At 60.0% G+C, this 23403-nt stretch carries 26 protein-coding genes, 1 tRNA gene and 1 pseudogene; 14 read left to right on the top strand and 14 right to left on the bottom strand.

The window, feature by feature from the left end:
* Positions 1-53 precede the first annotated feature (53 nt).
* Complete coding sequence (locus B2M20_RS08065; RefSeq protein WP_079446541.1) at positions 54-1280, bottom strand: UbiH/UbiF family hydroxylase; 1227 nt, start codon at positions 1278-1280, stop codon at positions 54-56.
* Between the two features lie 150 nt (positions 1281-1430).
* Between B2M20_RS08065 and pcsA the strand changes: the two genes are divergently transcribed.
* The 4 genes from pcsA to B2M20_RS19765 all read left to right on the top strand — a co-directional run bounded on the left by pcsA (position 1431) and on the right by B2M20_RS19765 (position 4272).
* Entirely contained in the window at positions 1431-2168 is a 738-nt protein-coding gene (gene pcsA / locus B2M20_RS08060) for a phosphatidylcholine synthase (protein WP_079446540.1), read from the top strand.
* Positions 2161-2886, top strand: a complete 726-nt coding sequence (locus tag B2M20_RS08055; RefSeq protein WP_079446539.1) for a TerC family protein — start codon at positions 2161-2163, stop codon at positions 2884-2886. Before pcsA ends, B2M20_RS08055 begins: the two co-directional genes overlap by 8 nt.
* Before the next feature lie 79 nt (positions 2887-2965).
* Positions 2966-3940 carry a quinone oxidoreductase family protein gene (locus B2M20_RS08050; protein ID WP_079446538.1) on the top strand — a complete coding sequence of 325 codons (975 nt, stop codon included), beginning with the start codon at positions 2966-2968 and terminating at the stop codon, positions 3938-3940.
* A 185-nt stretch (positions 3941-4125) separates the two neighbouring features.
* Positions 4126-4272 carry a hypothetical protein gene (locus B2M20_RS19765; protein WP_087881137.1) on the top strand — a complete coding sequence of 49 codons (147 nt, stop codon included), beginning with the start codon at positions 4126-4128 and terminating at the stop codon, positions 4270-4272.
* Positions 4273-4280: 8 nt separating this feature from the next.
* Here B2M20_RS19765 and B2M20_RS08045 read toward each other — a convergent pair whose 3' ends face one another.
* Genes B2M20_RS08045 through pxpB form a run of 3 tightly spaced genes read right to left on the bottom strand, consistent with a single transcriptional unit; the run spans position 4281 to position 6844 of the window.
* On the bottom strand, positions 4281-5048 hold the full coding sequence (locus tag B2M20_RS08045) for a LamB/YcsF family protein (RefSeq protein ID WP_079446537.1): 768 nt from the start codon (positions 5046-5048) through the stop codon (positions 4281-4283).
* Positions 5049-5078: 30 nt separating this feature from the next.
* Positions 5079-6116, bottom strand: a complete 1038-nt coding sequence (locus tag B2M20_RS08040) for a 5-oxoprolinase subunit C family protein (protein ID WP_079446536.1) — start codon at positions 6114-6116, stop codon at positions 5079-5081.
* Complete coding sequence (pxpB, locus tag B2M20_RS08035; protein ID WP_079446535.1) at positions 6113-6844, bottom strand: 5-oxoprolinase subunit PxpB; 732 nt, start codon at positions 6842-6844, stop codon at positions 6113-6115. The genes B2M20_RS08040 and pxpB overlap by 4 nt, the downstream gene beginning before the upstream one ends.
* 191 nt (positions 6845-7035) lie before the next feature.
* On the opposite strand from pxpB, the gene B2M20_RS08030 reads away from it, so the two are divergent.
* Positions 7036-7446: a (R)-mandelonitrile lyase gene (locus B2M20_RS08030; RefSeq protein WP_079446578.1), complete on the top strand. Its 411-nt coding sequence runs from the start codon at positions 7036-7038 to the stop codon at positions 7444-7446.
* Positions 7447-7710: 264 nt separating this feature from the next.
* Here the strand turns inward: B2M20_RS08030 and B2M20_RS08025 are convergent, their stop codons facing one another.
* Positions 7711-8169 (bottom strand): hypothetical protein, encoded by a 459-nt coding sequence (locus B2M20_RS08025; RefSeq protein WP_079446534.1) that lies wholly within the window; start codon positions 8167-8169, stop codon positions 7711-7713.
* Between the two features lie 745 nt (positions 8170-8914).
* Here B2M20_RS08025 and B2M20_RS08020 point away from each other — a divergent pair.
* Positions 8915-9352: a hypothetical protein gene (locus B2M20_RS08020; RefSeq protein WP_139372864.1), complete on the top strand. Its 438-nt coding sequence runs from the start codon at positions 8915-8917 to the stop codon at positions 9350-9352.
* Positions 9353-9644: 292 nt separating this feature from the next.
* On the opposite strand, the gene B2M20_RS08015 is transcribed toward B2M20_RS08020, so the two are convergent.
* Positions 9645-10064: a PRC-barrel domain-containing protein gene (locus tag B2M20_RS08015; protein WP_244553465.1), complete on the bottom strand. Its 420-nt coding sequence runs from the start codon at positions 10062-10064 to the stop codon at positions 9645-9647.
* A 364-nt stretch (positions 10065-10428) separates the two neighbouring features.
* Here B2M20_RS08015 and B2M20_RS08010 point away from each other — a divergent pair, with 364 nt between their 5' ends.
* Positions 10429-10695: a BolA/IbaG family iron-sulfur metabolism protein gene (locus B2M20_RS08010; protein ID WP_079446531.1), complete on the top strand. Its 267-nt coding sequence runs from the start codon at positions 10429-10431 to the stop codon at positions 10693-10695.
* A gap of 354 nt (positions 10696-11049) precedes the next feature.
* Here the strand turns inward: B2M20_RS08010 and B2M20_RS08005 are convergent, their stop codons facing one another.
* The 5 genes from B2M20_RS08005 to B2M20_RS07980 form a co-directional block, all read right to left on the bottom strand.
* The gene (locus B2M20_RS08005) at positions 11050-11790 is read right to left on the bottom strand and encodes a carbonic anhydrase family protein (RefSeq protein WP_079446530.1); all 741 of its coding nucleotides are present in this window, start codon (positions 11788-11790) and stop codon (positions 11050-11052) included.
* A gap of 38 nt (positions 11791-11828) precedes the next feature.
* Entirely contained in the window at positions 11829-12089 is a 261-nt protein-coding gene (locus B2M20_RS08000) for a hypothetical protein (RefSeq protein ID WP_079446529.1), read from the bottom strand.
* A 321-nt stretch (positions 12090-12410) separates the two neighbouring features.
* Positions 12411-12716 carry a hypothetical protein gene (locus B2M20_RS07995; RefSeq protein WP_079446577.1) on the bottom strand — a complete coding sequence of 102 codons (306 nt, stop codon included), beginning with the start codon at positions 12714-12716 and terminating at the stop codon, positions 12411-12413.
* 853 nt (positions 12717-13569) lie between these two features.
* A complete protein-coding gene (locus B2M20_RS07985; protein WP_244553464.1) occupies positions 13570-13860 on the bottom strand; it encodes a very short patch repair endonuclease in 291 nt (96 codons plus the stop codon).
* A gap of 289 nt (positions 13861-14149) precedes the next feature.
* On the bottom strand, positions 14150-15658 hold the full coding sequence (locus tag B2M20_RS07980) for a DUF1254 domain-containing protein (RefSeq protein ID WP_079446526.1): 1509 nt from the start codon (positions 15656-15658) through the stop codon (positions 14150-14152).
* 173 nt (positions 15659-15831) lie between these two features.
* On the opposite strand from B2M20_RS07980, the gene B2M20_RS07975 reads away from it, so the two are divergent.
* The gene (locus tag B2M20_RS07975) at positions 15832-16458 is read left to right on the top strand and encodes an AIPR family protein (protein WP_338013165.1); all 627 of its coding nucleotides are present in this window, start codon (positions 15832-15834) and stop codon (positions 16456-16458) included.
* Between the two features lie 173 nt (positions 16459-16631).
* Here B2M20_RS07975 and B2M20_RS07970 read toward each other — a convergent pair whose 3' ends face one another.
* Together B2M20_RS07970 and B2M20_RS07965 are read right to left on the bottom strand one after the other, a co-directional pair.
* The gene (locus tag B2M20_RS07970) at positions 16632-16889 is read right to left on the bottom strand and encodes a conjugal transfer protein TraD (RefSeq protein WP_079446524.1); all 258 of its coding nucleotides are present in this window, start codon (positions 16887-16889) and stop codon (positions 16632-16634) included.
* A 1-nt stretch (position 16890) separates the two neighbouring features.
* The gene (locus B2M20_RS07965) at positions 16891-17217 is read right to left on the bottom strand and encodes a conjugal transfer protein TraD (protein WP_173815952.1); all 327 of its coding nucleotides are present in this window, start codon (positions 17215-17217) and stop codon (positions 16891-16893) included.
* 171 nt (positions 17218-17388) lie between these two features.
* On the opposite strand from B2M20_RS07965, the gene traA reads away from it, so the two are divergent.
* From traA to B2M20_RS07935, 6 genes and pseudogenes are all read left to right on the top strand, one after another.
* On the top strand, positions 17389-20376 hold the full coding sequence (gene traA / locus B2M20_RS07960) for a Ti-type conjugative transfer relaxase TraA (RefSeq protein WP_079446522.1): 2988 nt from the start codon (positions 17389-17391) through the stop codon (positions 20374-20376).
* Between the two features lie 128 nt (positions 20377-20504).
* Positions 20505-20723: a helix-turn-helix transcriptional regulator gene (locus B2M20_RS07955; RefSeq protein ID WP_079446521.1), complete on the top strand. Its 219-nt coding sequence runs from the start codon at positions 20505-20507 to the stop codon at positions 20721-20723.
* A complete protein-coding gene (locus B2M20_RS07950; RefSeq protein ID WP_079446520.1) occupies positions 20713-20976 on the top strand; it encodes a hypothetical protein in 264 nt (87 codons plus the stop codon). Before B2M20_RS07955 ends, B2M20_RS07950 begins: the two co-directional genes overlap by 11 nt.
* A gap of 62 nt (positions 20977-21038) precedes the next feature.
* Positions 21039-21335: a type II toxin-antitoxin system RelE/ParE family toxin gene (locus B2M20_RS07945; RefSeq protein WP_079446519.1), complete on the top strand. Its 297-nt coding sequence runs from the start codon at positions 21039-21041 to the stop codon at positions 21333-21335.
* 13 nt (positions 21336-21348) lie between these two features.
* Entirely contained in the window at positions 21349-21657 is a 309-nt protein-coding gene (locus tag B2M20_RS07940; protein ID WP_079446518.1) for a HigA family addiction module antitoxin, read from the top strand.
* 57 nt (positions 21658-21714) lie between these two features.
* Positions 21715-23334: pseudogene (locus B2M20_RS07935) on the top strand (recombinase family protein); the annotation flags it as partial.
* On the opposite strand, the gene B2M20_RS07930 reads toward B2M20_RS07935, so the two are convergent.
* Positions 23305-23394 (bottom strand) — tRNA-Ser (locus tag B2M20_RS07930). The pseudogene B2M20_RS07935 and the gene B2M20_RS07930 overlap by 30 nt on opposite strands.
* Between the last annotated feature and the right edge of the window lie 9 nt (positions 23395-23403).

The raw sequence follows: 23403 nt of genomic DNA, 5'->3' as shown, positions 1-23403 counted from the left end.
AGGCAAAACCGAGTGAATTGGGTTCCGCTAACCGGGACGGCCGAGGCGGCCGTTCAAGCTGAGCCAAATCCGGTTTCTCCGTATGGACGTTGCCGCCACGACGGCGAAAGACCTTCGCGCATGGCAAGGCGCCGGAGCGGGCCGACCTTGCTGATCAGGTGCAGCCCGAGCGCGCGTGCAGTCTGGATCGGCAGGAAATCGCTCAGCAGCGACCGATTTGCCATGTCGATCGCGAACGACCGGCTTAGGACGTCGCTGCGCCGCGCCGTTTCAAATCGCGCAAGAGTCTGAGATGCACCCGGATCCTTTCCGGAAGAGAGAGCGTCGCGGACAACGTCTGCGATATCGGCGGCATCACGCAGGCCCAGGTTCAGCCCCTGCGCGCCGATCGGCGGTAGTACATGGGCGGCTTCGCCAACCAGTACAATGCGGTTGCTTGCAAAGCGCGCTGGTTGCTCGATCCCTAGCGGAAACACACTCCGCCCTTGGCCGACCTGAAGCCGTCCCAGGATCGAATGCGATTGCCGTTCGGCGGCTTCGACCAACTCGTCGTCGGTTAGCGCAGCGAGCCGTGCCGCCTCCTTCGGAGAGGCGACCCAGACGACGCTGGAGCGGTCTCCGGGCAACGGCACGAAAACGCAGGGGCCATGCGGCGTGTGAAATTCGGTGGAAATGTTCTTGTGCGGCCGGCTGTGCGCAACGTTGAACGTCAATGCAGCCTGATCGAGCGCGCGACGTGTGACGCCGATGCCCGCAGCCTTGCGGCAGAGCGACTGCCGCCCATCGGCGCCGATAGCCAGACGAGCGGTTAACGTCTCTCCCTGCCGGGTTGCGATGGTGACGACAGTATCGTCCGGCGTGACGTGCTCGGCCTCGCCGTCGATCCGCGTGAGGTTTTCCGCTTCCACGGCTCGCGCCTCCATGGCGGCCATCAGCGTGCGGTTTTCAATGTTATAGCCGAACGCATCGAGCCCGATCTCGTCGGAGGAGAAACGCACCTCCGGAGCCCGGATAAGACGCCGGGTATCGTCGACGAGCCGCATGACACGGAGCGCGGCGGCATCGGCCTCGCAGCGGGGCCATACGTCAAGCTGCCGCAAAAGATCGACGGAACCGCCGAGCAGGGCCGTCGTCCGATTATCGCCATAGCCAACGCGCCGCGCGATCAGCGCCGTCCGTGCACCTGCACGGGAGAGGGCGATCGCGGCAGCCAATCCGGCAGGCCCCCCACCCACCACCGCGACATCAAAGATCGCAACCGGTTTCGTACTCTCATTCATGGATCAACAATCGGCATTCGCAGCGACATTTTCAAGCCCGCAGACGAGCATTGCCGTAGCCAGCAGGAGTCGTTTCCAATCGCTCGCGCGGCGGAACGCCGCAACGACCATTATACAAACCGGTCCGATTCCTGATAGCAAGATGTGCAAATGAGCCAACCAAGCCGGCAGGCCCCGCCACCCGGACCCGGAACGTCGCGCGCTGCCGCGCTGTTCGTCCATGTCTTCACAGCTAGTGGGGCCGGAATTGCGCTGCTCGCCATGCTGGAAGCGGTGCGAGAGCACTGGACAGCCGTGTTTACTTGGCTTGGTCTCGCGCTCCTGATCGATGGCCTGGATGGGCCGATGGCGCGGCGGCTGAATGTCGAAGCAATGCAGCCAAACTGGTCCGGAGAAACCCTGGATCTGGTTGTCGACTTCCTCACTTACGTATTCGTTCCGGCCTATGCCATTACCGCGAGCGGCCTGCTGCTTCCGCTCGCCGCACCGTTGCTGGGTGTAGGCATTGTGATCAGCAGCGCACTCTATTTTTCCGATCGCCGAATGAAGACAGAGGACAACCACTTTCGCGGCTTTCCGGCGCTCTGGAATGCCGCGGCGTTTTATCTGTTTCTGCTGCGTCCATCGCCGGCGGCGTCGGCGTTCGCCATCGCTGCGCTTATCGTACTGACTTTCGTTCCCTTCAAGGTATTACATCCGGTACGGGTGAAGCGGTTTCGCGGTTTCAATCTGTCGCTGATCGCTGTATGGGCTGCGCTTGCGATGATGACCATTGCCAACGATTTCAATGTGGCAATGCCGGTCACCGCCGTGCTTTGCGCCATTGCGCTCTACATCGTCTGTGGCGATGCCGTGATCCGTCTCCTGAGGCCAGAAATTGATGATTGAACTGCTGACCAGCCCCGAAGCATGGGCTGCACTGTTGACGCTGACTGTGCTCGAGATCGTGTTGGGCATCGACAATGTCATTTTCCTGTCGGTGATCGTTTCGCGTATTCCGCCCAAGCAGGCAAAGCGCGCGCGCCAGATCGGCCTGGCGCTGGCGGTGATCTTCCGCATTGCTCTACTGACCGTTCTGGTCTGGCTGATCGGCCTGACCGAGCCGGTGCTAACGGTGCAAGACTTCGCATTTTCCTGGCGCGACATCATCCTGGTCGGCGGCGGCTTGTTCCTGATCGCCAAGGCCACGCACGAGATTCATGGAGAGGTGGAAGTTCGAGAACACGAGGTGCGCGAAGCGCCGAAACCACGCGCGTTTTTTTGGGTCATCGTGCAGATCATTATCATCGATCTGGTGTTTTCTCTTGACTCCATCATCACCGCGATCGGCATGGCGAAAGATCTCGAGATCATGATCGCAGCCGTCATCATCGCATGTTTCGTCATGTACCTGGCGTCGGGACCGGTTTCCCGGTTTGTCAGCAAACACCCAACAACCAAGATGCTGGCGCTGGCGTTTCTGGTGCTGATCGGGGTCGCGCTCGTGGCCGACGGATTTCATTTCCACATCCCGCGCGCCTATATCTACTTTGCGATGGCTTTCTCCGCGGCGGTGGAAATGTTCAACGTGCTCGCGAGGCGCAATCGCGAGAAGACGGGCGGCTGAGTTCCTGGAGGCGTTTCGCTGGTTGACAACATCAGTCCAATGTCTTTCGCTCTTGATGCAAAAGGCAGGGAGAGGGACGATGACCAGGGCGGTACGCGTTCATCAGGTCGGCGGTCCCGAGGCGCTTGTCTATGAGGCCGTGGACTTACCCGCGCCGGAACAAGGCGAGGTTCGCATCAAACAACATGCGATCGGCCTGAATTTCATCGACGTGTACTATCGCAGCGGGCTCTACAAGATGCCGGCTACGCCGTTTATCATCGGCAATGAAGCGGCTGGCGAAGTCGTCTCCGTTGGACCGGGGGTCACCAATTTTCATCCCGGTGACCGCGTCGCTTACTATTTTGATCTTGGCGGTTATGCGACCGACCGCAATATCCCGGCGGACAAGCTGGTTAAACTGCCCGACCACATCACCTACGAGCAGGGCGCGGTGCTGATGCTTAAGGGGCTGACGGTCTGGTATCTCCTGCACAAGACCTTCAAGGTCGAGCACGGTCATCGTGTGCTGATCCATGCCGCGGCGGGCGGCATCGGGCTTCTCGCCTGCCAGTGGGCGAAGGCGCTTGGCGCGAATGTCATCGGCACCGTAGGGTCGAAGGCCAAGGCGGACCTCGCGCTGGCCAATGGCTGCGATCACGTCATCCTCTACGAGGAGGAGGATTTTGTCGCGCGCGTCAAACAGATCAGCCGCAACGAATTGTGCGACGTGGTCTACGACGGCGTCGGCAAGGCCACGTTTCCAGGCTCGCTATCCTGCTTGCGGCCGCGCGGACTATTCGTCAGTTTCGGCAACGCTTCAGGTCGGGTGCCGCCGTTTGCATTGGCCGAACTTTCCAATCATGGCTCACTGTTTGCCACGCGTCCGAAGCTGAACGACTATGTGGCGACGCGCAGTGAGCTTCTTGAAGGCGCCGATACGCTGTTCGCCGCCGTCATCAATGGCAAGCTGCACATTCAGATCAATCATGCCTACGCACTGAAGGACGCGGCGAAAGCTCAAACGGAGCTGGAAAGTCGCCGGACGACAGGAGCCATAATCCTCAAGCCGTAAAAGCACGTCTCGCAGCGCAGCATCTGGACCACCCGCGAATTGAATTTTTCGTACAACGGGGAGGGGAGAATTTCTGTCTGGATATGCCGCGTTTTGAAGAATCGTATCGTTATTTTCCTCTACTACCTTGCCTCTGATGGGAACCGTCGTTCATTGTTAGCCCGTGTTGAGCCGGAGGGCCGAAGATGCAACAACGATCTGACCGCCTGAACGTTAGCGCCCGTAGCCTGAATGAGCGAACCGTGTTACGGCTCCAGACACTTGCACTCTATGGCTCGCTCGCCCTGATCGCCGCAGTGGTATTCGGCTCGCTCGCTGTCCATCCGTTCTGACGGAGCTATTATTTCATTGCCCTGAACGGCGCGACCGCGATGCCGTTGTCTTTGAGCGCTTTGCGCAATGAACGCGCGATATTGACCGCACCCGGCGTATCGCCATGAATGCAGACGGTGTCCATGCGCATCTTGATCGTCTTGCCGGTGATTGAAATAACCTCTCCGGATTGAAGCATTCTCACAACGCGGCGAGCGATATCGTCCGCGTTATGCAGCACCGCACCCGGCTTGCGCCGCGACACCAGCGATCCGTCGTCTTCGTAGGCACGGTCGGCGAACACTTCATGCACCATCGGCAGACCGGCAGCCTCGCCGGCCCTAACGAGACGCGAGTTCGCAAGCACCACGAAGACGAGATCGGAGTCGACCGCCTTGATCGCGGAGGCGATCGCGCGCGCGGTCGTGTCGTCCTCGCAAGCCACGTTGGACAGCGCGCCATGCGCCTTCACATGCGTGACCCTGTGGCCGGCCATGGTGGCGATCGCCTGGAGCGCGCCGATCTGGTAAGCGACGAGGTTTTCGATTTCCCTCGACGTAAGACCGACGATCGGCCGTCGCCCGAAGCCGTGCAGATCGCGATAGCCAGGGTGCGCGCCTATGCTGACGCCGTGTGTTTTGGCGAGATCGACAGTCGTCTTCATTGTGTCCGCATCGCCGGCGTGGAAGCCGCAGGCGATGTTAACAGACGTCGCAAGCTCGATCATTGCAGCATCATCGCCCATCGGCCAAACGCCGAAGCTTTCGCCGAGATCGCAGTTGAGGTCGATCGTCATGGTTCGTCCGATACGAGGAGTGAGAACCCGTTATGGCTCCAAAGGCGGCCAAGTCTGCCACGTCCCGCTGTCGAATGCATTCACCGCGGTTCCGGCGATATTTGCATTTTGCAACACATCATTGATGTCCGTATTGCGCACCTTACAGACACGGTTGGGCAATGCCCGCAATAGGCGCGCCATCGCGCGTGCTTCAGCCTGTGCTTCGGCGATGGTGACCGCCTTGAAGCGAAAGCTGCGACCCATGGGAATTTGGGCGAAGCGACCGAGGTCCGCTGTAATGACGGTTGCGATTTTCGGATAGCCGCCGCTGGTGCCGCGATCTGGCATCAGGACGATCGGTTGTCCGTTGCCGGGAACCTGAATGCTGCCATTCACGGTGCCATCGGAGACAATGTTATGGCCGTAAAGATGCTTGATGATGGGACCTTCGAGGCGATAACCCATGCGATCGCTCGTCGCCGAGATTCTCCACTCGCTGCCAAGAAACAGTTCTATAGCCTCGCCAAATTCATCGTCTTGCGGACCCATTACGACGCGGATCGGACCATCGGCTTGAGAAGGAAGTTCGATCCCGTGCTCGACCCCAGCCTTTGCCGCATCCACATCGAGCACGTCGCCAGCCCGAAACGGCCGCGGAAACGGACTGCCAAGGCCAGCGCGTGCATGAACGGCGAGGCTGCCAAACATCGGCTCACCCTTCACTCCGCCTTCGATCGCGAGATAGCTGAAGGTACCATCGCGCGCAGCGGCGAGCATCAGGCTGTCGCCATCAGCGAGCGTGCAGGATTCGTTGAACGAAATCGAGCGGCCTGAAACTTCAGCATCCCGCGCAGCGCCCGTGAGCGCGATGCGCACCTTGCCTTCGCGGACCGCGAAGCTTGTGCTGAACGGGCCGATTTCAACCGCAGCGGCAAAGGGTAGATTGCCGACCAGACAGTTACCAGCAGCCAGTGCCAGGCGATCCGCTGCACCGCTTGGCGTCAACCCATAGCGCTGCGCACCATAGCGGCCGCCGTCCTGAACTGAGGTCGCTGGCCCGGCCGCCGTGACAACAAGTTTGCTCACGAAGTCACCAACTGCGCGACAAACTCGCCGCGCTCGGCAGCGCGATCCTGTTCCGCGAATTGCTTGCCGTCGACCGCATAAAACGTGATGGCGTCTCCCGGTTCGAGCAGGAAAACAGGATTGCGATGGAGCTGATAGGTACGCACAGCGGTTCGTCCCAACAGGCGCCAGCCGCTGGGTCCAGCGAGGCACTGGATACCCGTCTGAAAACCGCCAATCGAAACTGCACCGGAAGGCGTAAGTAAGCGCGGGTTCTGCAACCGTGGCATCTGTAGCGAACGGTCGAGGCCACTAAGATAGGACCAACCCGGCGTAAATCCGATCATGGCGACACGATAGTCGCCGGCGACATGACGCGCCACGATATCCTCAGGCGTGATGTTCAACGTCTTCGCGATATCTTCCAGATCGATGCCGTTCTCGCCACCATAGACAACGGGGATGCGCCAGCGCCGCGCCGGGGTGGTCGGAGGCACGGGCAATCGCGCGAGTGCCGACAGGCGTTCCCCAAGTTCTTCGAAACCGATCCGAACGGGATCGTAGTGAACAAGCAGCGATCGATAGGTTGGCACCGTTTCCGTAACGCCGTCGATTGGCGTGTCTGAAAGCGCGCGATCAAGTGCAAGCACACGACGGTTCGTCTGCTCGTCGATGTTGCGGCCGAATTCCACCGTGATGGCGGCGTCGCCGCTTGGCAGAAGGCGAGGCGGGGACAAGGATGCGTCCATGACCAATCAATAAGTTCGCCAGCCCGGTTGGCCCCAAGCGGAAGCTCAGGAATGCCGAGTGGAATCTCAAGAATAGTGTATGCAAATTCAATGAATTATTGATGGCGAGCTCACAGGATGCTGTAATCAGCGAAGAGGCACGACAGCGCTCAGAGCGCCGTCGCGTGCGCGGCAACTCAGGGAGGATCACCATGGATATCCATCAAGCAGGGTCGCGACCGGCAAAACCTGGACCCAAGGAATACTTCTCCGGCATGGTTTCGGTCGAGCCGATCATCGCTACCGCGAACGCGCCCTCGCGTGTCCTCGCCGCGAACGTCGCGTTCGAGCCGGGCGCGCGCACGGCATGGCACACTCATCCGCTCGGCCAGACGCTATACGTGGTTTCCGGCGTCGGGTTGGTCCAGACCGAGGGCGGACCAATCCGCGAAATCCACCCCGGCGACACAGTATGGTTCTCACCGGGAGAAAAGCACTGGCACGGCGCCGCGCCGACCGCCGCCATGACCCACATCGCGGTGCATGAGTCCCTTGACGGAAGTGCCGTCACCTGGATGGAGCACGTCACCGACGAGGAATATGCCGGCAAGGTCAGCAGCTGACGACATCAAAGCCCCGCCCATGCGGCGGAGCTCAATTGGTAAAACAAGAAGATCGATTAATATTCTGATCTATTGGTTCAGCGGGGTCCAGGATGGCTCGCCGGCAGAAGATGCCTGTCGGAATTGTCTGTTCGACCTTGGAGTTAGAATCTCTGGAATGTAATCCAAGTCACTCACAATGCGCCGAGGTGGAAGCCGCTCGCCTTTTCGACGGAGCCGCACGGCGTTCGGCTCAGAGAGGTCAGTTCTTCAGTCGGCCGCCAACTATTCGCTAGCGCGCTGCCCGGTTTCTCCGCCAGCCATCTCACTTCGCAGAGTTTCAAACCGCTGGCATGCGTCACGTTCGCGGTCGTCGACGAACTTGATTGCGGCTTCGTGTGTCATCGGACCGCTGACAAGCGGGTAGGAGCTTTCTCCGATCGTTTCATCAACGAAATATTCGTCTTTGTCGCCGCGGCGTGTCGTCCACTTGAACCGAACGGCGACGAGCGGGCCGGGGCCGAACTTCGTGTAGCTGTCATCCTCATTGAGGTTGGAAGGGAGTTCGGGGACATCTGGCTCCGCCGCTAGGACGTCCTCCTCCGGATCCGGTTCAAAGCCGGGCTCTTCTGCCGTCTCAGCCTCGGGTACGCCCCCGGCGTCTGCTTCGTTGGATGTTTCCGGTTTGTTGAGGTGAACCGCAATTGCCGCGAGAGCGTAGTCGGTCGGGTCGTTTTCACTCACCTGCCTGTTCCCCCTGTTTAGGTGGGGACGGCGGTGTGGCCCAAGTCCGCGCCTTACCGACGCATCCGTTCCCATACACGTCTGGGTATGGGGGCATATGGGCGGTTTTTTGTCTATTCAGAACGCCGTCTGATGGGATTGAAAATCATTATTTATCAGTATGTTAAAGAACATTTGATATCATTCGCTTTAACATAATAATGTGCTTCGCCCTCCGCGATCAGCTTCACGCGTCAAGAAAGCGCTATGAGCGGCCGCTCAATCGCCTTTCGCGATCTCTTGAGGTGCATCTTCAGGTGCCTCTCGCTCTTCCCGCATGGGGGGATGAGATCGCACGTAGCGATAGCTGACATAAAAGAGCAGGCCGCAGCCAAGGATCGCGCTAAACATCAACACGGGCATGGGTCTTACGCGCCTCCAAATAGCAAAACGAAACGTTTTTTGCCGGTCACGAAAGCGACCAACACCTCCGCGACTCCGTATCGCGAGAGATGAGGGGTAATATTGGAATGCGTCGTCTCCACCGGGAGATGGAGCAAGCAAATAAATCTGGGACGGACGAGGTAGCCCCCGAATGCTGTTGCGCGAAACGCTCAACAGCGACCGTCGCCCAAGGTGACGGGCTATCCGCAAACGATTTGTTTCCACTGCCCTTGAACCCCTGGAGCGTTGTCACCGTCAGATGAGAAGTCTCACGTCGGTCAAGGACCGACGATCTGTCGTAAGTAGCCCCGGAGGAACGAAGATGATCAGACGTAGTCTCGTTACAGCAGCACTCTTGATTTTCGCCTCGGCCACCGCGCTGGCACAGCCCATGACCAAGCCGGACCCAGGGGCGACGATACGCTCCGAACCGCCGCCGACCTCCGCCGGACAAGCTGTCGGCAGTTGCAACAGCAAGGGAGACAAACCCAACAGCAATTTCAGTTGCGCCCGGCTCAAGGCGGCCTGCGAGGGTGCCGGCTATAAATATTCGCCGAGCAAGCCGGACGGTTCGTCAGGCGTCTGCACCAAACCATCACAGGCCGGCCAGCAGATGGGATTTGCCGCCGACATCGGTCCGCAGTCGGACGCTTTCTGCAACGATAAGGCCCTCTGCGCCAAGCTGAAAACGGGCTGCAATGCTAATGGCGGCACCTACAAGCGGGGCACCGGGCAGTCAGGCACCTGCACCCAGAAGTAAGGCCGGAGTATTCCGCGCTGAGCAATGACGGCCCCTGTACTTGAGTAGCCTGAATTCTCAGAACGAACTCGCAACGGAGACGTCATTTGTGCATCTCCGTTGCGTGGCGGGCGAAAGTGGCGCGTCGCGAGCGGGGAGCAGATGACAGAACCTCGCTCGTTGTGGAAAGGCACATGGAGCTCTGGTGCCGTATCAGGTCATTGCATCAGAGTTTGTAGAAGCCCTTCATTGGCTCATTGGGTGCGCGCAAAGGAGGGCTCCAAAACAAATGCTTTGGAGCCCTGATTGAGGCTTAGTACTTGAACTCAGGCATCGCCTTCAGGTTGTCTTTCGTCACGTTCAGGACGGCCCGGTCTGGATACCATTCTCTCTTAGTCTCAGACGTTTTTCCTGATGATGTCTTTCCTGCCTCGTTGGAAAACTTCAAGCTGTTCATGGCGACCAGTACATAGTGCTTTCCCATTCCCAGGAAGCCGCCAGCTTCGATAACGACGCCTTTCACCTGCCCTTGCTCAGTGATGATCACATCAGAAATCTCACCGATCTTGTCGTTAGCTTCATTGTAGACGTTCACACCTGACATCTTAGATGCGCTCCAGTCGCCGGCAGCTGCAATAGGAGCTGCGGCTTGCGAAGGCGTGTGCGCAGGTGTCTGGGCGAACGACGCAGTCGACATCACGAGAAGTGCAAGTGCAGTAGCGAATGTTTTCAAGGTGGCCTCCATTTGTAGACCTTGGAAACAGCGAACGTGCACATTCGTTCCAGGGGTCACTTATTACTGGTTGCGTCTACCGCATCGGGGAGAATTGAGCAGGACTGCGAAAGCCCAGCATACGCTCCGACCAGGCAGTGGCTGCGCCAACGTCCAGATTGGTACAGAGCCCGGCAAGCAGGAACCAAGCTCCTGTCATTGACGGGACGGAATTCTGCGACCAGCGGGGACAGTCGCCGGGAAGGCAGCGCGGTTGACGGGCAATTTATCGGGGGCTACGGACATCATCCGAGATAGATACGTCGTGAGAGCTCCAGAGTTTCATTGGCGCAGATCGCGACATTTGCCATATAAAAGGAGCACTATGTCATCCCACCCAACCGACTTTCAGGGTTCCGTCATCGACGCGGTGCGCGAGGCCATCGAGCAGCAGATTCAAAATTCACGGGCCACAGTCAACGGCGGCGGGGGACACTTCAGCATCGAAGTGACGTCGCCCGTGTTCGCCGGCATGAGCAAGCTCGAGAGCCAGCGGTTGGTATATAGCGCAATCGCCCACCTGATGCAGGGTGACATGCCGCCGGTGCACGCTGTCGACAGTCTGAAAACTCAAACGCCAGCTGCGTCTTGAGCCGGATTTCAAGCATGATCCGGCCGTCGCGATCGTAGTTGAGCGGAAGATTCTGACCCTTCGCGGCACACGCGTGAAACTTCGCGCGAGCTGCCCGGAGGCGAGATCGAGTTCACAATGAAGCGGCTGCTCAGTACAAACCCGCCGGCGAGGGGGATCACCGGCGGGTCAGGGCAGAAGCGCGAACGGATGGCTAATCCGTCCGAAGAACCAATGCGGGGCGTGAGGTCAGAGTTCCACAAAAAAGCGTCGCCTCGCGCGCATGCGCCAGTAAGCATCCGGTTAAAATATTCCAGCAATCTTGAAATTGTGATCGGTATCCTATCGAGCCGATCCGGTTTTCTGAGCCGGAGATCATGGAAGAAATTCCACCGCGCCAGTTTTGAGATTGTACATTGCTCCCGCAATCTTAATGGCGCCGCTGGATTCAAGACCGACGAGGACGGGACTTTGCTTCCGAATATTAGCGATGGTCATACCGACATTCGTCCGAGCGACAGCGTCCACGAAATCGTAATTTTTAGCGGACCGTTCACCCGTGTAAGACGTGGCTTGCACGGCTGGCTTGATCTTGGCGAGAAGTCCAGTCAGGTTTCCTAATTCGACGTTGTCGATGGCCCCTTTGATCGCGCCGCAGGATGTATGGCCCATCACAAGCACGACTTTAGCTCCAGCAACTTTGCAAGCGAATTCCAGGCTTCCAAGGATGTTGGCAGATTCTATGTTGCCGGCCACTCGAGCATTGAAGATATCGCCGATGCCGAGATCCATGATCACCTCGGCTGGCGCGCGCGAGTCGATACAGCTGAGCAGGGTTGCTTTTGGATATTGTCCCTCCGCGCTAGATTCCTGCTCTCGCAGGTAGTTGCGATCCTTCCTTTCGCCGCTGCGAAACCGAGCATTTCCATTCTTCATCGCTTCAATGATTTGTTGAGGCGTAAAGTTATCGCGCTGCTGCTGTGTCAGGGAAGCGGCAAAAGTATTTTTTGTCAGGAGCATACCACCACCGAGGGCGGTCGCCGCGCCAGCAAATTTGAGGAAGCCGCGGCGTCCCCAGCAATGACAGTCTTTGGAATGACCTAACGTCTCGTGCATCAAAATCTCCTGGTTCAGCGCGAACCTACGCAATTCATCTAGCCGGGGCCCATGATACCAACGGCGAGTTCCAGCCACACGACAAAGAATGTGGCTACGATCGCGAGGCCGCCGGCGATGCGATAGCGAGCGCGGTTTGTCAGGGCCGTCATCGCCTCGAAGGCGAGACACGCTGCGATCAGCATGCCGCCGAATATGACGAAATCAGCGGTATCCCACCTCACTTCATTGGTGATCTGCATGGCCGCGGCGGGCACCAGCAATACCACCGCGGCGACAAACCAAACCAGATGTCTCATTTGGGGTTCTTCGCCTTCAACCCGATCTCTACAAGGCGGCGGACGGCCTCGGAGCGGCCGGGTCGATCTTTCTGATGGGCCGCCCAAGCATCGACCTTCTCAACGAACTCGTCTGATAGCCGAAATGCGCGCGCCGGATTCTTGCCTGTAGCCGGCCGCCCCGGTCTGCATCGATTGGTGCTTATGGTCCAGAGTCATCTTAACAGCGTCACGGAGCGCCGCCGCCAGGCCGAAAGGACTAGCCACCGACTTACTAATCCATAAGACAAAAAAAGCCCGCCGGCTAACCCCGGCGGGCTTCCCTTGTCGCTAAATCTTCTACTAGCGGCGATAACCTCGGTGGTATCCGTAACCCCGGCGGTATCCGTAACCCCCGTGGTACCCGTAACCTCTGTGCGCGTAACCATAGCGGCGGACACCGCCACCATAGCCGTAGCCACGATATCCGTAGCCGTATCCTCGGTAGACGGGCGCCGTGCGGATACAACCGTTGGGGCCGCAAGCCACGACAACATTCTCGACGTTTGAAGCGGGAGAAAGTGGAGCGACCGGCATTGCAGATGCGCTTCCCGCCGCCGCAAGGCCGAAGAGTGCCGTCAATCCAACAATTGCAAATTTAAGCTTCATGGTCTCCTCCTGTGGCATTCCGATCTTCACACAAAGTAGGAGGTTTAATGTGAACCCGGGATGAGCAACCCGGCCTCACTTAAATCATAAACAGTGCGCTGGGGAGGAGCTCAGTCGCTAAAGCCCGCCGGTCTCGACCGGCGAGTTATCGATCGTCACTCTCAAACAGCGCATCAATGCGTGCGCATCGCGTCGTATGCGTGAGCAATGAATACGACGGCGCTGACCAAAAGCAGTGCGGCGACTGCGGCTTCCAACATGACGGCTTCCCATTATCGTTTTGGGGAGACGTAGCCGCTCAACGTTTCAGATAGACTTCATGAGACCAGGAAATTGGTTTCATTCCTAAGCCGGCAAGACGCTCGTTGGGTTTGACCAACCGGACCAATGTTTTCCCTTGGATGGATGTGCCGGCGTCGTCGGCATTCTTCTCAGTCCAAGTCACTTGTTATGTCATGAGAAGAAATACGACATAACAAATTGATTTTATTGATGATATGGCGGGCCGCGACCGATAGTGATGATCACTACGTCTACGCTATGGCCCTATAGCCCACTCAACGTATCTGGGATTTCTGTTGTAGCCGACGATCAGGTGGTTCGCGCGAAACGCGATGATGAACTCTCGCTTCTTTCGCAATACCTCGGCGCTGGGCGCGACCCCGGACTCCCATAGAATCTCCCGTCGAACAGCGATGTCTCGTCGCGCCTCCCGGGTGGAAAAGTCGGCTTCAATGAGGAGCTCAAACGGTCTCGATGCATCCCACGTCACTTCGCAGCCACATACCAAGTTCAAGGGCATCGCACCTTCCCCGCAACGACGGATTGCGCATTCCCAGACAACAGCCGCCCTTCAGTCCTCGGCTCGCAGTCCTCGGATATTCCGGCGGTCTCGTTCCACGTTGTTCCTGAGTTTTTCTTCCCAGAAAGCTGTATTGGATTTCGGGACCGAAGCATTGCGACAACCTTCATGACGATGCCAGAAACAGCCGTGAACGAAAATCGCTGCCCGGCATCTAGGCAGAATAATGTCGGGCCTGCCAGGGAGCTTCGTGTCATGGAGCCGGAAGCGGAAGCCTGCACGATGCAGCGCCTTTCGAAGACGAATCTCCGGTGTGGTGTTCTTTCCTCTGATGCCCGCCATCATGCGGGAACAGGTATTTGTCTCCATGGCGCCGCGCTGCAATCGCTCAGCCAGTCGGAACAGGGACGCCAGGTTCTGCGCAGCGCGCTTCAGGCAAACCCTTTCGATGCGGCCCTTCTGAGCGCGCTGCTGACCGACGCGCAGGCGCGACGCGACCTTGCCAGCGCAGCGGATTTGGCCGGTCGCCTGTCACGCCTGCGCCCAGACGACGCCGAACTGGCGCGCCTCGCCGCGAGGCTGGCGCGCCCGTGAGGCGGTGATCCCTCGGCCATTTAGCCACGGGTGGTGTTCAGTCGAGGCGCTCGATTTCGCTCAGCTTCCAGGTTTTGTCGAACCACGGGTCGAGCGGTCCATACAGCCGAAACAGCATGTTCCAGCCCTTGCCAGGAAGGGTCTGAACCCAGTTGCGCTCCAGACCGGCGGGCGATTTGGGCCCGAAATAGATGTCGACCGAACCATCCGCATTAGTTGTCAGGCCCTTGTCGAGGCTGCTGACCTGCGGAAAATCCTGATCCGTCTGCAGCATGGAGCGCGTCTGGTTGTCGTAGACGATCGCCGACCAGAAATCCTTGACGGGCGCATTCGGCAGCACGCGCAGCCGATAGGTCTTGCCGCCATCGAGCGGATTGCCCTGCGAATCGAGCAGGCCGACGGCATATTGCGAACCTTGGCCGACCATCTTGGCTTCCATCGCCGGCGTCACGCCGGTGGCGTAGAAATAGAAGAAGGCGGCGGCATCCAGATGGGCCACCCCGCGCTGGCTCTGGAAGCGGTAGCCTCCGAGCCACTGGCGCCAGGTGCTGTTGGGATAATAGAACGCCTCGGGGATGCGGCTCTTGTAGGTAAGCGTGCGTGCGGTCGCATCGCCCACGGCCGCGGCCTCGGTCAGAATTCGCTTCATCCGCTCGTCGGGCTTGAAGGGCTTGCCCTTCTCGATTCCGATCGCGGCGAAGAAGCCGAGCGTCACGGGATCGAGCGACTCGACAGGCTCGCTCTGAACGACCGCGTTGAGTAGTTCCCAGAACCTGTCGTCCGCCGGAGCGACCGTCGAGAAGGCCCGGTTCGACACGTTGACGAAGCTGTTGGGCGGCGGGTTGGCGGCGCGCGCGAGCGGATAGATGCGCGTCTTCTTGTGCAGGTTCTCGATCGCCGGCCTGATGTCGCCTTTCACCGGCATGTTGCGCCAGACAAGGATCGACTCGAAGGTCGGGACCCGCACGACCATGTAGCCGGCCGGGACCTCGCCCTTATACCCTGGAGGCAGCAGGAGGTACTTGCCGCCCTTGCCCTTGTCCGGGCCGACGATGCCGATATCCGTGACGTATTTGAACCAGAAGTCGTCGATCATGCCGAGTGTCATTGGCGGCACCTCGACGACCAACGGTCCATCGTGGAGATTGATCCAGACCCATGTGTAGGGGGTCGTCGCATTCGCCGTCAGAAACAGCGAACGCGCGTTCATGTTGTCTTCGAACGTCGGAATCGTGACGTTGGCGGGACCGACGCTCAACAGCCCCTCCCGCAGCCCGGCCATGTTCACCGGTGCCAGACCCAGCAGATAGGCCTGGACCGCCCGCTGGAAGTCGAGGTTGTCGTAGATCCTGTCGACGGTTTGCGCATCCGGAAAGCCGTCGAAAAACTTCAGCGTGCCCAACCGGGTCTGGACCTCGTCCGGCATCGCGATCCCCGGAGGAATGGGTGTCGTCATCCTGTGGGCAGCAGTCTGGGCCAGCACACCGGTGGCCGCTGCGACGCAGCCGATTGCGAGAAGTAGAGCGGGGATTCGGGTGGGCTTCATGACAGTTCCCCTACTGGTCGAGGCCAGATGGCGCTAACAGTGGTCGTTAGCAGGGCTGCCTAACCTGTTTCTTGAAGCCGATCAAGACGCCTTCGGCGCCCAGCGAGAACTGCAGTCCCTGCGCTGGGTATCCAGCCGCAACGTGACGCCATTCGCGTTCCGGAGCCAAAGCACTGATATTCCGGGCGACAGAGGAAATCGTCACTGAGCAGTCATGGTATCAGGGCGGCTACCGGGCGAATGTCGTTGCCTACGCCATTGCCAAGATGGGACACGATTGCCAGCAGGGCGAAGAGTTCGTGGATTTCGACGCCGTATGGCGCACACAGGGCATATCCGCAAACATGGGTGCGGCACTGGCCCTCGTCGCTGAAGTGGTACACGAAGTTCTTGTGTCGCCGCCCGCCGGGATCAGCAACGTCACTGAATGGGTAAAGCAACAGGCTTGCTGGGCACGGGTAAAAGGGTTGGAAATTGATTGGCCTGCATCATGGTTGAATGAACTTATCGGCAAGGACCGCATCAAGGAAGGTAAACGCGCTGGCATCAAGGACCAGAAGCTTCTGAACGGCATCGAGGCCCAGTCACTGGTAGTTTCCGCTGGAGGGCAGCTATGGGAGCAACTGGGCGCATGGGGCCAAGCCCGCAAACTGCTCTCGCCCACCGAGATAGGCGTATTGCGCGTTGCTGCTTCTGTGCCCTCGAAAATCCCGACGGAGAAGCAATGCTTGAAGGTCGTCGAATCGCTAAGAAAACTGAGAGCGGAAGGTTGCCAAATCGGTGAACAGATAAACCTATGAGGCTACCCCTATCCTCGGTAAGGATAGGGGTAGCAACGCGAACACCAGAAATGCTCGGTAAGATATTTCACTCAGTTCCTGTAATGCGATGCCGCATCATCAGCCTTTGTTGCCTTAACCAATCCGGGCCTTCGCCGTCATTCAGAACACCACGCTGCCCGCCGCGATCATGATCAACTCGACCGGATGTCCGGCCTGTTCCGAACGGCTGCTTGCTCGGCATCGAACGCCATCTTTCCCAGCTTGGTCCAAACGCCGCGCGCATGATCGCCGTCTTCACCCTGAAGCTTTTCGGCAACCCAGATCATCGCGCCGTAGATCATGGCGCGATCATCGCCGGTCAGATCCACGATGCCCGCCTTGACGACGAGACCGCCCAATTCGATGAGGTGCCGCGTGCGCTTGCGGCGCTCGACCTGCCATGTGCGCATGTCATGCCGCGCCTGTGCCGCCTGATGCCGGTTGCGCGCCGCCCGGTTGCGCTTGAGCGCTGCCAGTGTCGCGGTCAGGCGTCGGTGCAGATCGCCGTGACCGCCCTTGAAAGAACGCAGCCCCGCGCTTGGCCCATGCCTCCCTCTTTCCGGCATCGGTGGTTTCCGCCAGCACGACCAGCGCACCGGCCAGTTCGTCGGCGGTGAGTGCATCCGCCCCGGTGGCGATCACCAGTTCGCCAAGCTGCTGCACCTTGCGGGTCTTGAGTTCCCGCGCCTTGTCCTCAAGCGCTTTCAGTTCAGCATCATAGTCCCGTGGTTTGCGCATTATCACCTCCATAAGCTGTTGATGCAGCGATGATAGTTGCGCAGGAATCAGAATGCAGTAATGTTGCCGGGACGGTCTGGCACCGCCCGGTCCATCCCGAGATTTTTTCGAGGGAGGGCGCGCTTATACGTCGTTCCGACGTGCGCTTGCGCGTGCCAATGCTTGATCGCGATGGCGATCTATCATCTTCACGTCAAGGTCATTGGCCGCAAGGCCGGAAGCAGCGCGGTGGCGTCCGCCGCCTACCGCTCGGCCTCGCGGTTGCGCGACGAACGCATCGACCGCGTGCAGGACTTTTCCAGTAAGCGCGGCGTCGTCCATTCCGAGGTGATGCTGCCCGAACGAGCGCCGGAGCATCTTGGCGACCGCGAACGGCTCTGGAACGATGTCGAAGCCTGCGAAATCAGGAAAGACGCCCAGCTTGCCCGCGAGGTGGAATTCGCCATTCCGCGCGAGATGACGCAGGCGCAGGGCATCGCGCTTGCCCGCGACTTCGCGCAAGCCGAATTTGTCGATCAGGGCATGGTCGCCGATCTGAACGTGCATTGGGATATCGGCGAGGACGGGATGCCCAAACCTCATGCGCATGTGATGCTCACCATGCGCTCTGTGGACGAGAACGGCTTCGGTCCGAAGGTGCGAGACTGGAACCGCACGGAAATGGTGGAGCGCTGGCGCGAACGCTGGGCAGAGCATGTCAACGAACGTCTGGCCGAACTCGACATCGACGCGCGTATCGACCATCGCAGCCTTGAGGCGCAGGGGATCGGGCTTGAGCCGCAAAGCCAGATTGGCGCACCGGCACAGCGCATCGAAGGCGAAGGGATGGAAGCCGCCGACCGCGCCGACATGCACCGCGAGATCGCGCGCAACAACGGTGCGCGGATTATTACCGATCCATCGGTCGCGTTGAACGCGATCACACATCAGCAATCGACTTTCACACGCCGCGACATGGCGAAGTTTGCGCATCGGCACAGCGACGGCATCGAGCAGTTCAACGAGGTCATGGGCGCGATGCGCGGCTCGCCCGATCTGGTCGAACTCGGCAAGGACGGACGCGGCGAGGATCGCTTCACCACCCGCAACATGATCGAGGCCGAACAGCGCCTGCATCATTCCGCCGAACGCATGGCGGAGCGCAATCGCCACGATGTTGGCGATGCAGACCGCGATGCCGCTTCAACCCGCGCCGAACAGCGCGGCCTTGTCCTGTCCGGCGAACAGGCCGACGCGCTGGTGCATGTCACGGATGGCCGCGACCTGGGCATTGTCGTCGGCTATGCCGGAACGGGAAAGAGCGCCATGCTCGGTGTGGCCCGCGAGGCTTGGGAGGCTGCCGGTTACGAGGTGCGCGGCGCGGCGCTTTCCGGCATCGCGGCAGAGAATCTCGAAAGCGGATCAGGCATATCGTCCCGCACCATCGCCAGCATGGAGCATGGCTGGGGACAGGGCCGCGACATGCTTACCTCCCGCGATGTTCTTGTCATCGATGAGGCGGGCATGGTCGGCACGCGGCAGTTGGAGCGCGTGCTGTCCCATGCCGCCGAAGCGGGTGCGAAGGTGGTGCTGGTCGGCGATCCGCAGCAGTTGCAATCCATTGAGGCAGGCGCGGCATTCCGCTCGATCCATGAGCGCCACGGCGGCGCGGAGATCGGCGAGGTACGCCGCCAGCATGAGGACTGGCAGCGTGACGCCACCCGCGATCTGGCAACCGGCAAGATCGGAAATACCATTCATGCCTATGACGCACACGACATGTTGCATGCTGCAGAAACTCGCGAGCAGGCGCGCGGCGATCTGATTGACCGCTGGGACCGCGACCGGCAGGCATCCCCGGACAGCAGCCGCATCATTCTCACCCACACGAATGCCGAGGTGCGCGAACTCAACGAGGCCGCCCGCGACCGGATGCGGGAGGCTGGCGATCTGGGCGAGGACGTGCGTGTCACGGTCGAGCGCGGCGGGCGCAGTTTTGCCAGCGGGGATCGTATCATGTTCCTGCAAAACGAGCGCGGCCTTGGCGTGAAGAACGGCACGCTTGGCACGGTCGAGGAAGTCAGCCCGCAGAGCATGACGGTGCAGACCGACGATGGCCGCTCCATTGCCTTCGACCTGAAGGACTATGACCGCATAGACCACGGCTATGCGGCGACCATCCACAAGGCGCAGGGCATGACCGTGGACCGGACGCATGTGCTGGCAACGCCGGGCATGGACGCTCACGGTAGCTATGTCGCCCTGTCGCGCCACCGCGACGGCTTGGACCTGCATTATGGCCGCGACGACTTCGCCAGTCAGGACCGGCTAGCCCGCACTCTGTCGCGCGACCAGGCAAAGGATATGGCGACCGACTACGATCCAGCGCAGGATTATGCCGAGCGGCGCGGCATCACCTTCCGCGCCCGTGTCGCCCAGATCATGCGCAAACTTGTGCCGGAAAAGATGCGGGACATGTTTGACGGCCTGCGCCAGCCCGGTGACGGCGTGCCTGGTCCCGACGCCGCGCAGCAGCCGGAAAGGGAGAAGGTCGGAAATCAGGGAGTGGAACAGCAGGCGAGGGAAGGCCCCGAGGCCGCATTGCGCCAAGCCCGGACGCGGGCGCTCGTGCGCCATGCCAACGCAGTGGACGAGATCCTCAGCGCTGGTCATCCCGATGGCAAGGGCAGTCCCGAGCAGGTTCGCGAACTGGATAATGCGCGCAAGAATTTCGAGAAGGTGCGCCCGCACGGCTGGCGCGATGCCGAGGCGGTTTACGTCAAGAACCCGGAGCTTGTCCGCGAAACGGCTGGCGGCGATGTGCGCCGCACTGTCCGTGCCCTCCAGCTCGAAACCGAACTTCGCACCGGACGAAACGCCGATCCTGGCATCACTCCCAATGCACGCGCCGACCGCTTCGTGGAACACTGGCAGAAGCTCGACCAGACCAGCCAGCGCCAGTATCAGGCAGGCGACATGTCCGGCTACAAATCCACGCGATCGGCGATGGGCGACATGGCCAAAAGCCTTGAACGCGACCCCCAGCTTGAATCCCTGCTCGCCAACCGGAAGCAGCAACTCGGCATCGGCGGAGATTTCGAGGGAGGCCGCAGTCTCAGCCGGACACTGGTCTTCACGCACGGTCTGGACCTCGGCAGAGGTCGGGGGATCGGAATCTGATCCGTCCGATTTGCCGCCGTCTGCCCGCTACAGCCCTGCGACGCCTAATCCATTCTTGCAGAACAACAAATCTGCTCGCCGTCTGGTTCAGTTGCAATCAGAAACAGCCAGCAGGAGGCAGGCCAGCCATGCGCCAACCAGATCGTATCATCCGTCTCAGGACCGTCCTCGCCCGCACCGGCCTGTCCCGGTCCACCATCTATCGCAAGATTGCCGAAGGCACGTTCCCGCCCCAACTCAAAATTAGCGCCAACGGCGCGGGGTGGCATGAATCCGACATCAACCGCTGGGTTGCCGATCCCACTGGATGGCGGCCACGCGGCGAGTTCGACCTCGATGACTTCTGATCGCGCGGACAATGGTGGTGCTGGCAGCGCCCGCCGTTCCAGGTGCGGCAGATCACCCACGGCATCGGAACAGCTTGAAGAGCTACTGGGCTATCCGTGGCCGTTCTCCGGCAGGCCGCCCAAGCACGACCTCAGCACATGGACCGTCACTGACGACTGGCCCGATCCCGTGCCGGTCACTGAAGCCGAAATTGAGGTGTTCGAGCGATGGTTCGGCGACCTGTTCGATGAATTGTTCGGCTCCGACGATTGAACCGTTTCCCGTTGCAATTTGAGTTATGGAGTGGTACACATGCCCAGTACTGGAGTGAACCTGTGATCGTAAGCTTTCGGGACGACTGGCTTCGGACCTTCTTTGTGGATGATGTTCGTTCTTGCAACATCCCGCCTGATCTTGAGGCCCGTTTGTTCCGCAAGCTCCAGATGATTGACGACGCCGTGACCGATCAGGACTTGCGCGTGCCGCCCAGCAATCACTTTGAGAAGCTGCGCGGCAATCTGACGAGTTTCCATTCGATCCGCGTCAACCAGCAATGGCGTTTGATCTTCCGCTGGGATGGCGAACGCGGCGAGGCGGACGGAATTTATCTGGACGATCACAGCTACCGATGAAAGCGAGGCAAACATGCTGACCACCAAGCGCAAGCCGGCGACTGTCGGTGAGATACTGACCGAAGAGTTCATGCAGCCGATGGGGCTGACACAGGGCGCGCTCGCCGAAGCGATGGGCGTTCAGCGCAAGCACGTCAACGAACTCTGCGGCAACCGCAGGAACGTGACGGCGGCGACTGCGATGATTCTGGCCCGCGTATTTGGCAACAGCCCGGACTTCTGGCTCAACGTGCAGCGGCGCAGCGATCTTTGGGAGGTGATGAACACGCCTAAGGAGCGCGAGCGAGTTGAGCGCGCGCGTCCGTTACCGAAGGCGGCCTGAGTACACCATTCTGCCCAATGGTTTGGGCCGAGCCATTATTGAGAAGGAGACACCACCATGACTGTGCCGCTGCGCGCCGCCCTTTACCTGCGCGTTTCGACGGCGCGGCAGGCAGAGCATGACGTTTCCATTCCCGATCAGAAACGGCAAGGCGAAGCCTATTGCGAGGCGCGCGGCCTGCAACTGGTCGAGACCTTCGTCGAACCCGGCGCATCGGCAACCAATGACCGCCGCCCGGAGTTCCAGCGCATGATCGAAGCGGGAATCTCGAAGCCCGCGCCCTTCGATGTCGTCGTGGTCCATTCGTTCAGCCGCTTTTTCCGCGATCACTTCGAGCTTGAGTTCTACGTCCGCAAGCTGGCGAAGAACGGTGTGAAGCTGATTTCGATCACCCAGGAAATGGGGGATGACCCCATGCACGTCATGATGCGGCAGATCATGGCGCTGTTCGATGAATATCAGTCCAAGGAAAATGCCAAGCACGTCATGCGAGCCTTGAAAGAGAATGCCCGGCAAGGCTTCTGGAACGGCTCGCTTCCTCCTATCGGCTATCGCACCGTCGCTGCCGAGCAGCGCGGCGCGAAGGTCAAGAAGAAGCTGGAGATCGATCCGCTGCACGCCGACACGGTGAGGCTGATTTATCGCCTTGCGCTGGAAGGTGATGGCACGACCGGCCAGATGGGCGTGAAGAAGATCGTCTCCTATCTCAACAGCCGCCGTATCTTCACCCGTGATGGCGGACGTTGGGGCATCGGGCAGGTTCACCGCATCCTGACCCGCCGCACCTATATGGGCGAGCATGAGTTCAACAAGCGGTTCAAGACCAAGGAACTGAAGCCGGTCAGTGAGATCGTGATGGTTCCGGTCCCGCCGATTATCGACCATGAGACCTTTGACGCCATCCAGAAACTGCTCAAGGCCCGCAACCCCAAGGTCATGCCCGCCCGCGTCATCAGCGGCCCGACGATGCTCACGGGCCTGATCCATTGCGCCAAGTGCGGCGGGGCCATGACCATCCGCACCGGCAAGGGCGGTCGCTATCGCTACTATGCCTGTTCGATGAAGGCACGGCAGGGACCGACCGCCTGCACCGGCATGGCCGTGCCGATGGAGAAGCTGGACGATCTGGTCGTCAATCACCTTGAAAAGCAGCTTCTTCAACCCGAGCGGCTGGAAACCATCCTTGCCGCCGCTCTGGACCGCAGGGAAGAACACGCTGATCGCCGTCGCGAACATATCGCCGAACTCAACAAGCGCTCCACCGAATCGGAACTGCGCCTCAAACGCCTCTATGACGCCATCGAAGCGGGCGTTGCCGATCTGGACGACCCGGCGCTGAAAGATCGCATCGACGGCCTCAAGGCCATCCGCGATCAGGCCAAGGCCGATGCCGATAGAGCGCAGGCCATGCTTCAAAACTCGGGACAGAAGGCAGTAACACCGCAAATGCTGCGCAAGTTCGCCTCAACGGCCCGCGAACGTATCCGGCTGGAAGGTGGCGGCTATCGCCGCGACCATCTTCGAGCGCTCGCGCAGGGTGTCGAGGTCGCCGAGGGCGAGGTTCGCATCATGGGATCGAAGTCACGGCTGCTTCAGACGCTTGTGGCGGGCACTGGCGTAAACGCGGTGCCCACTCAGGGACTGAAGTGGCGGAAGGGGTGGGATTCGAACCCACGGTGGGCTTGCACCCACGCCGGTTTTCAAGACCGGTGCCTTAAACCACTCGGCCACCCTTCCAAACGGTTG

The sequence above is a fragment of the Nitrobacter vulgaris genome (genome assembly GCF_002028545.1).
GTDB classification, from domain to species: domain Bacteria; phylum Pseudomonadota; class Alphaproteobacteria; order Rhizobiales; family Xanthobacteraceae; genus Nitrobacter; species Nitrobacter vulgaris.
Note: the sequence above shows the minus strand (reverse complement) of the source record. Positions and strands in the feature narration are given on the sequence as shown.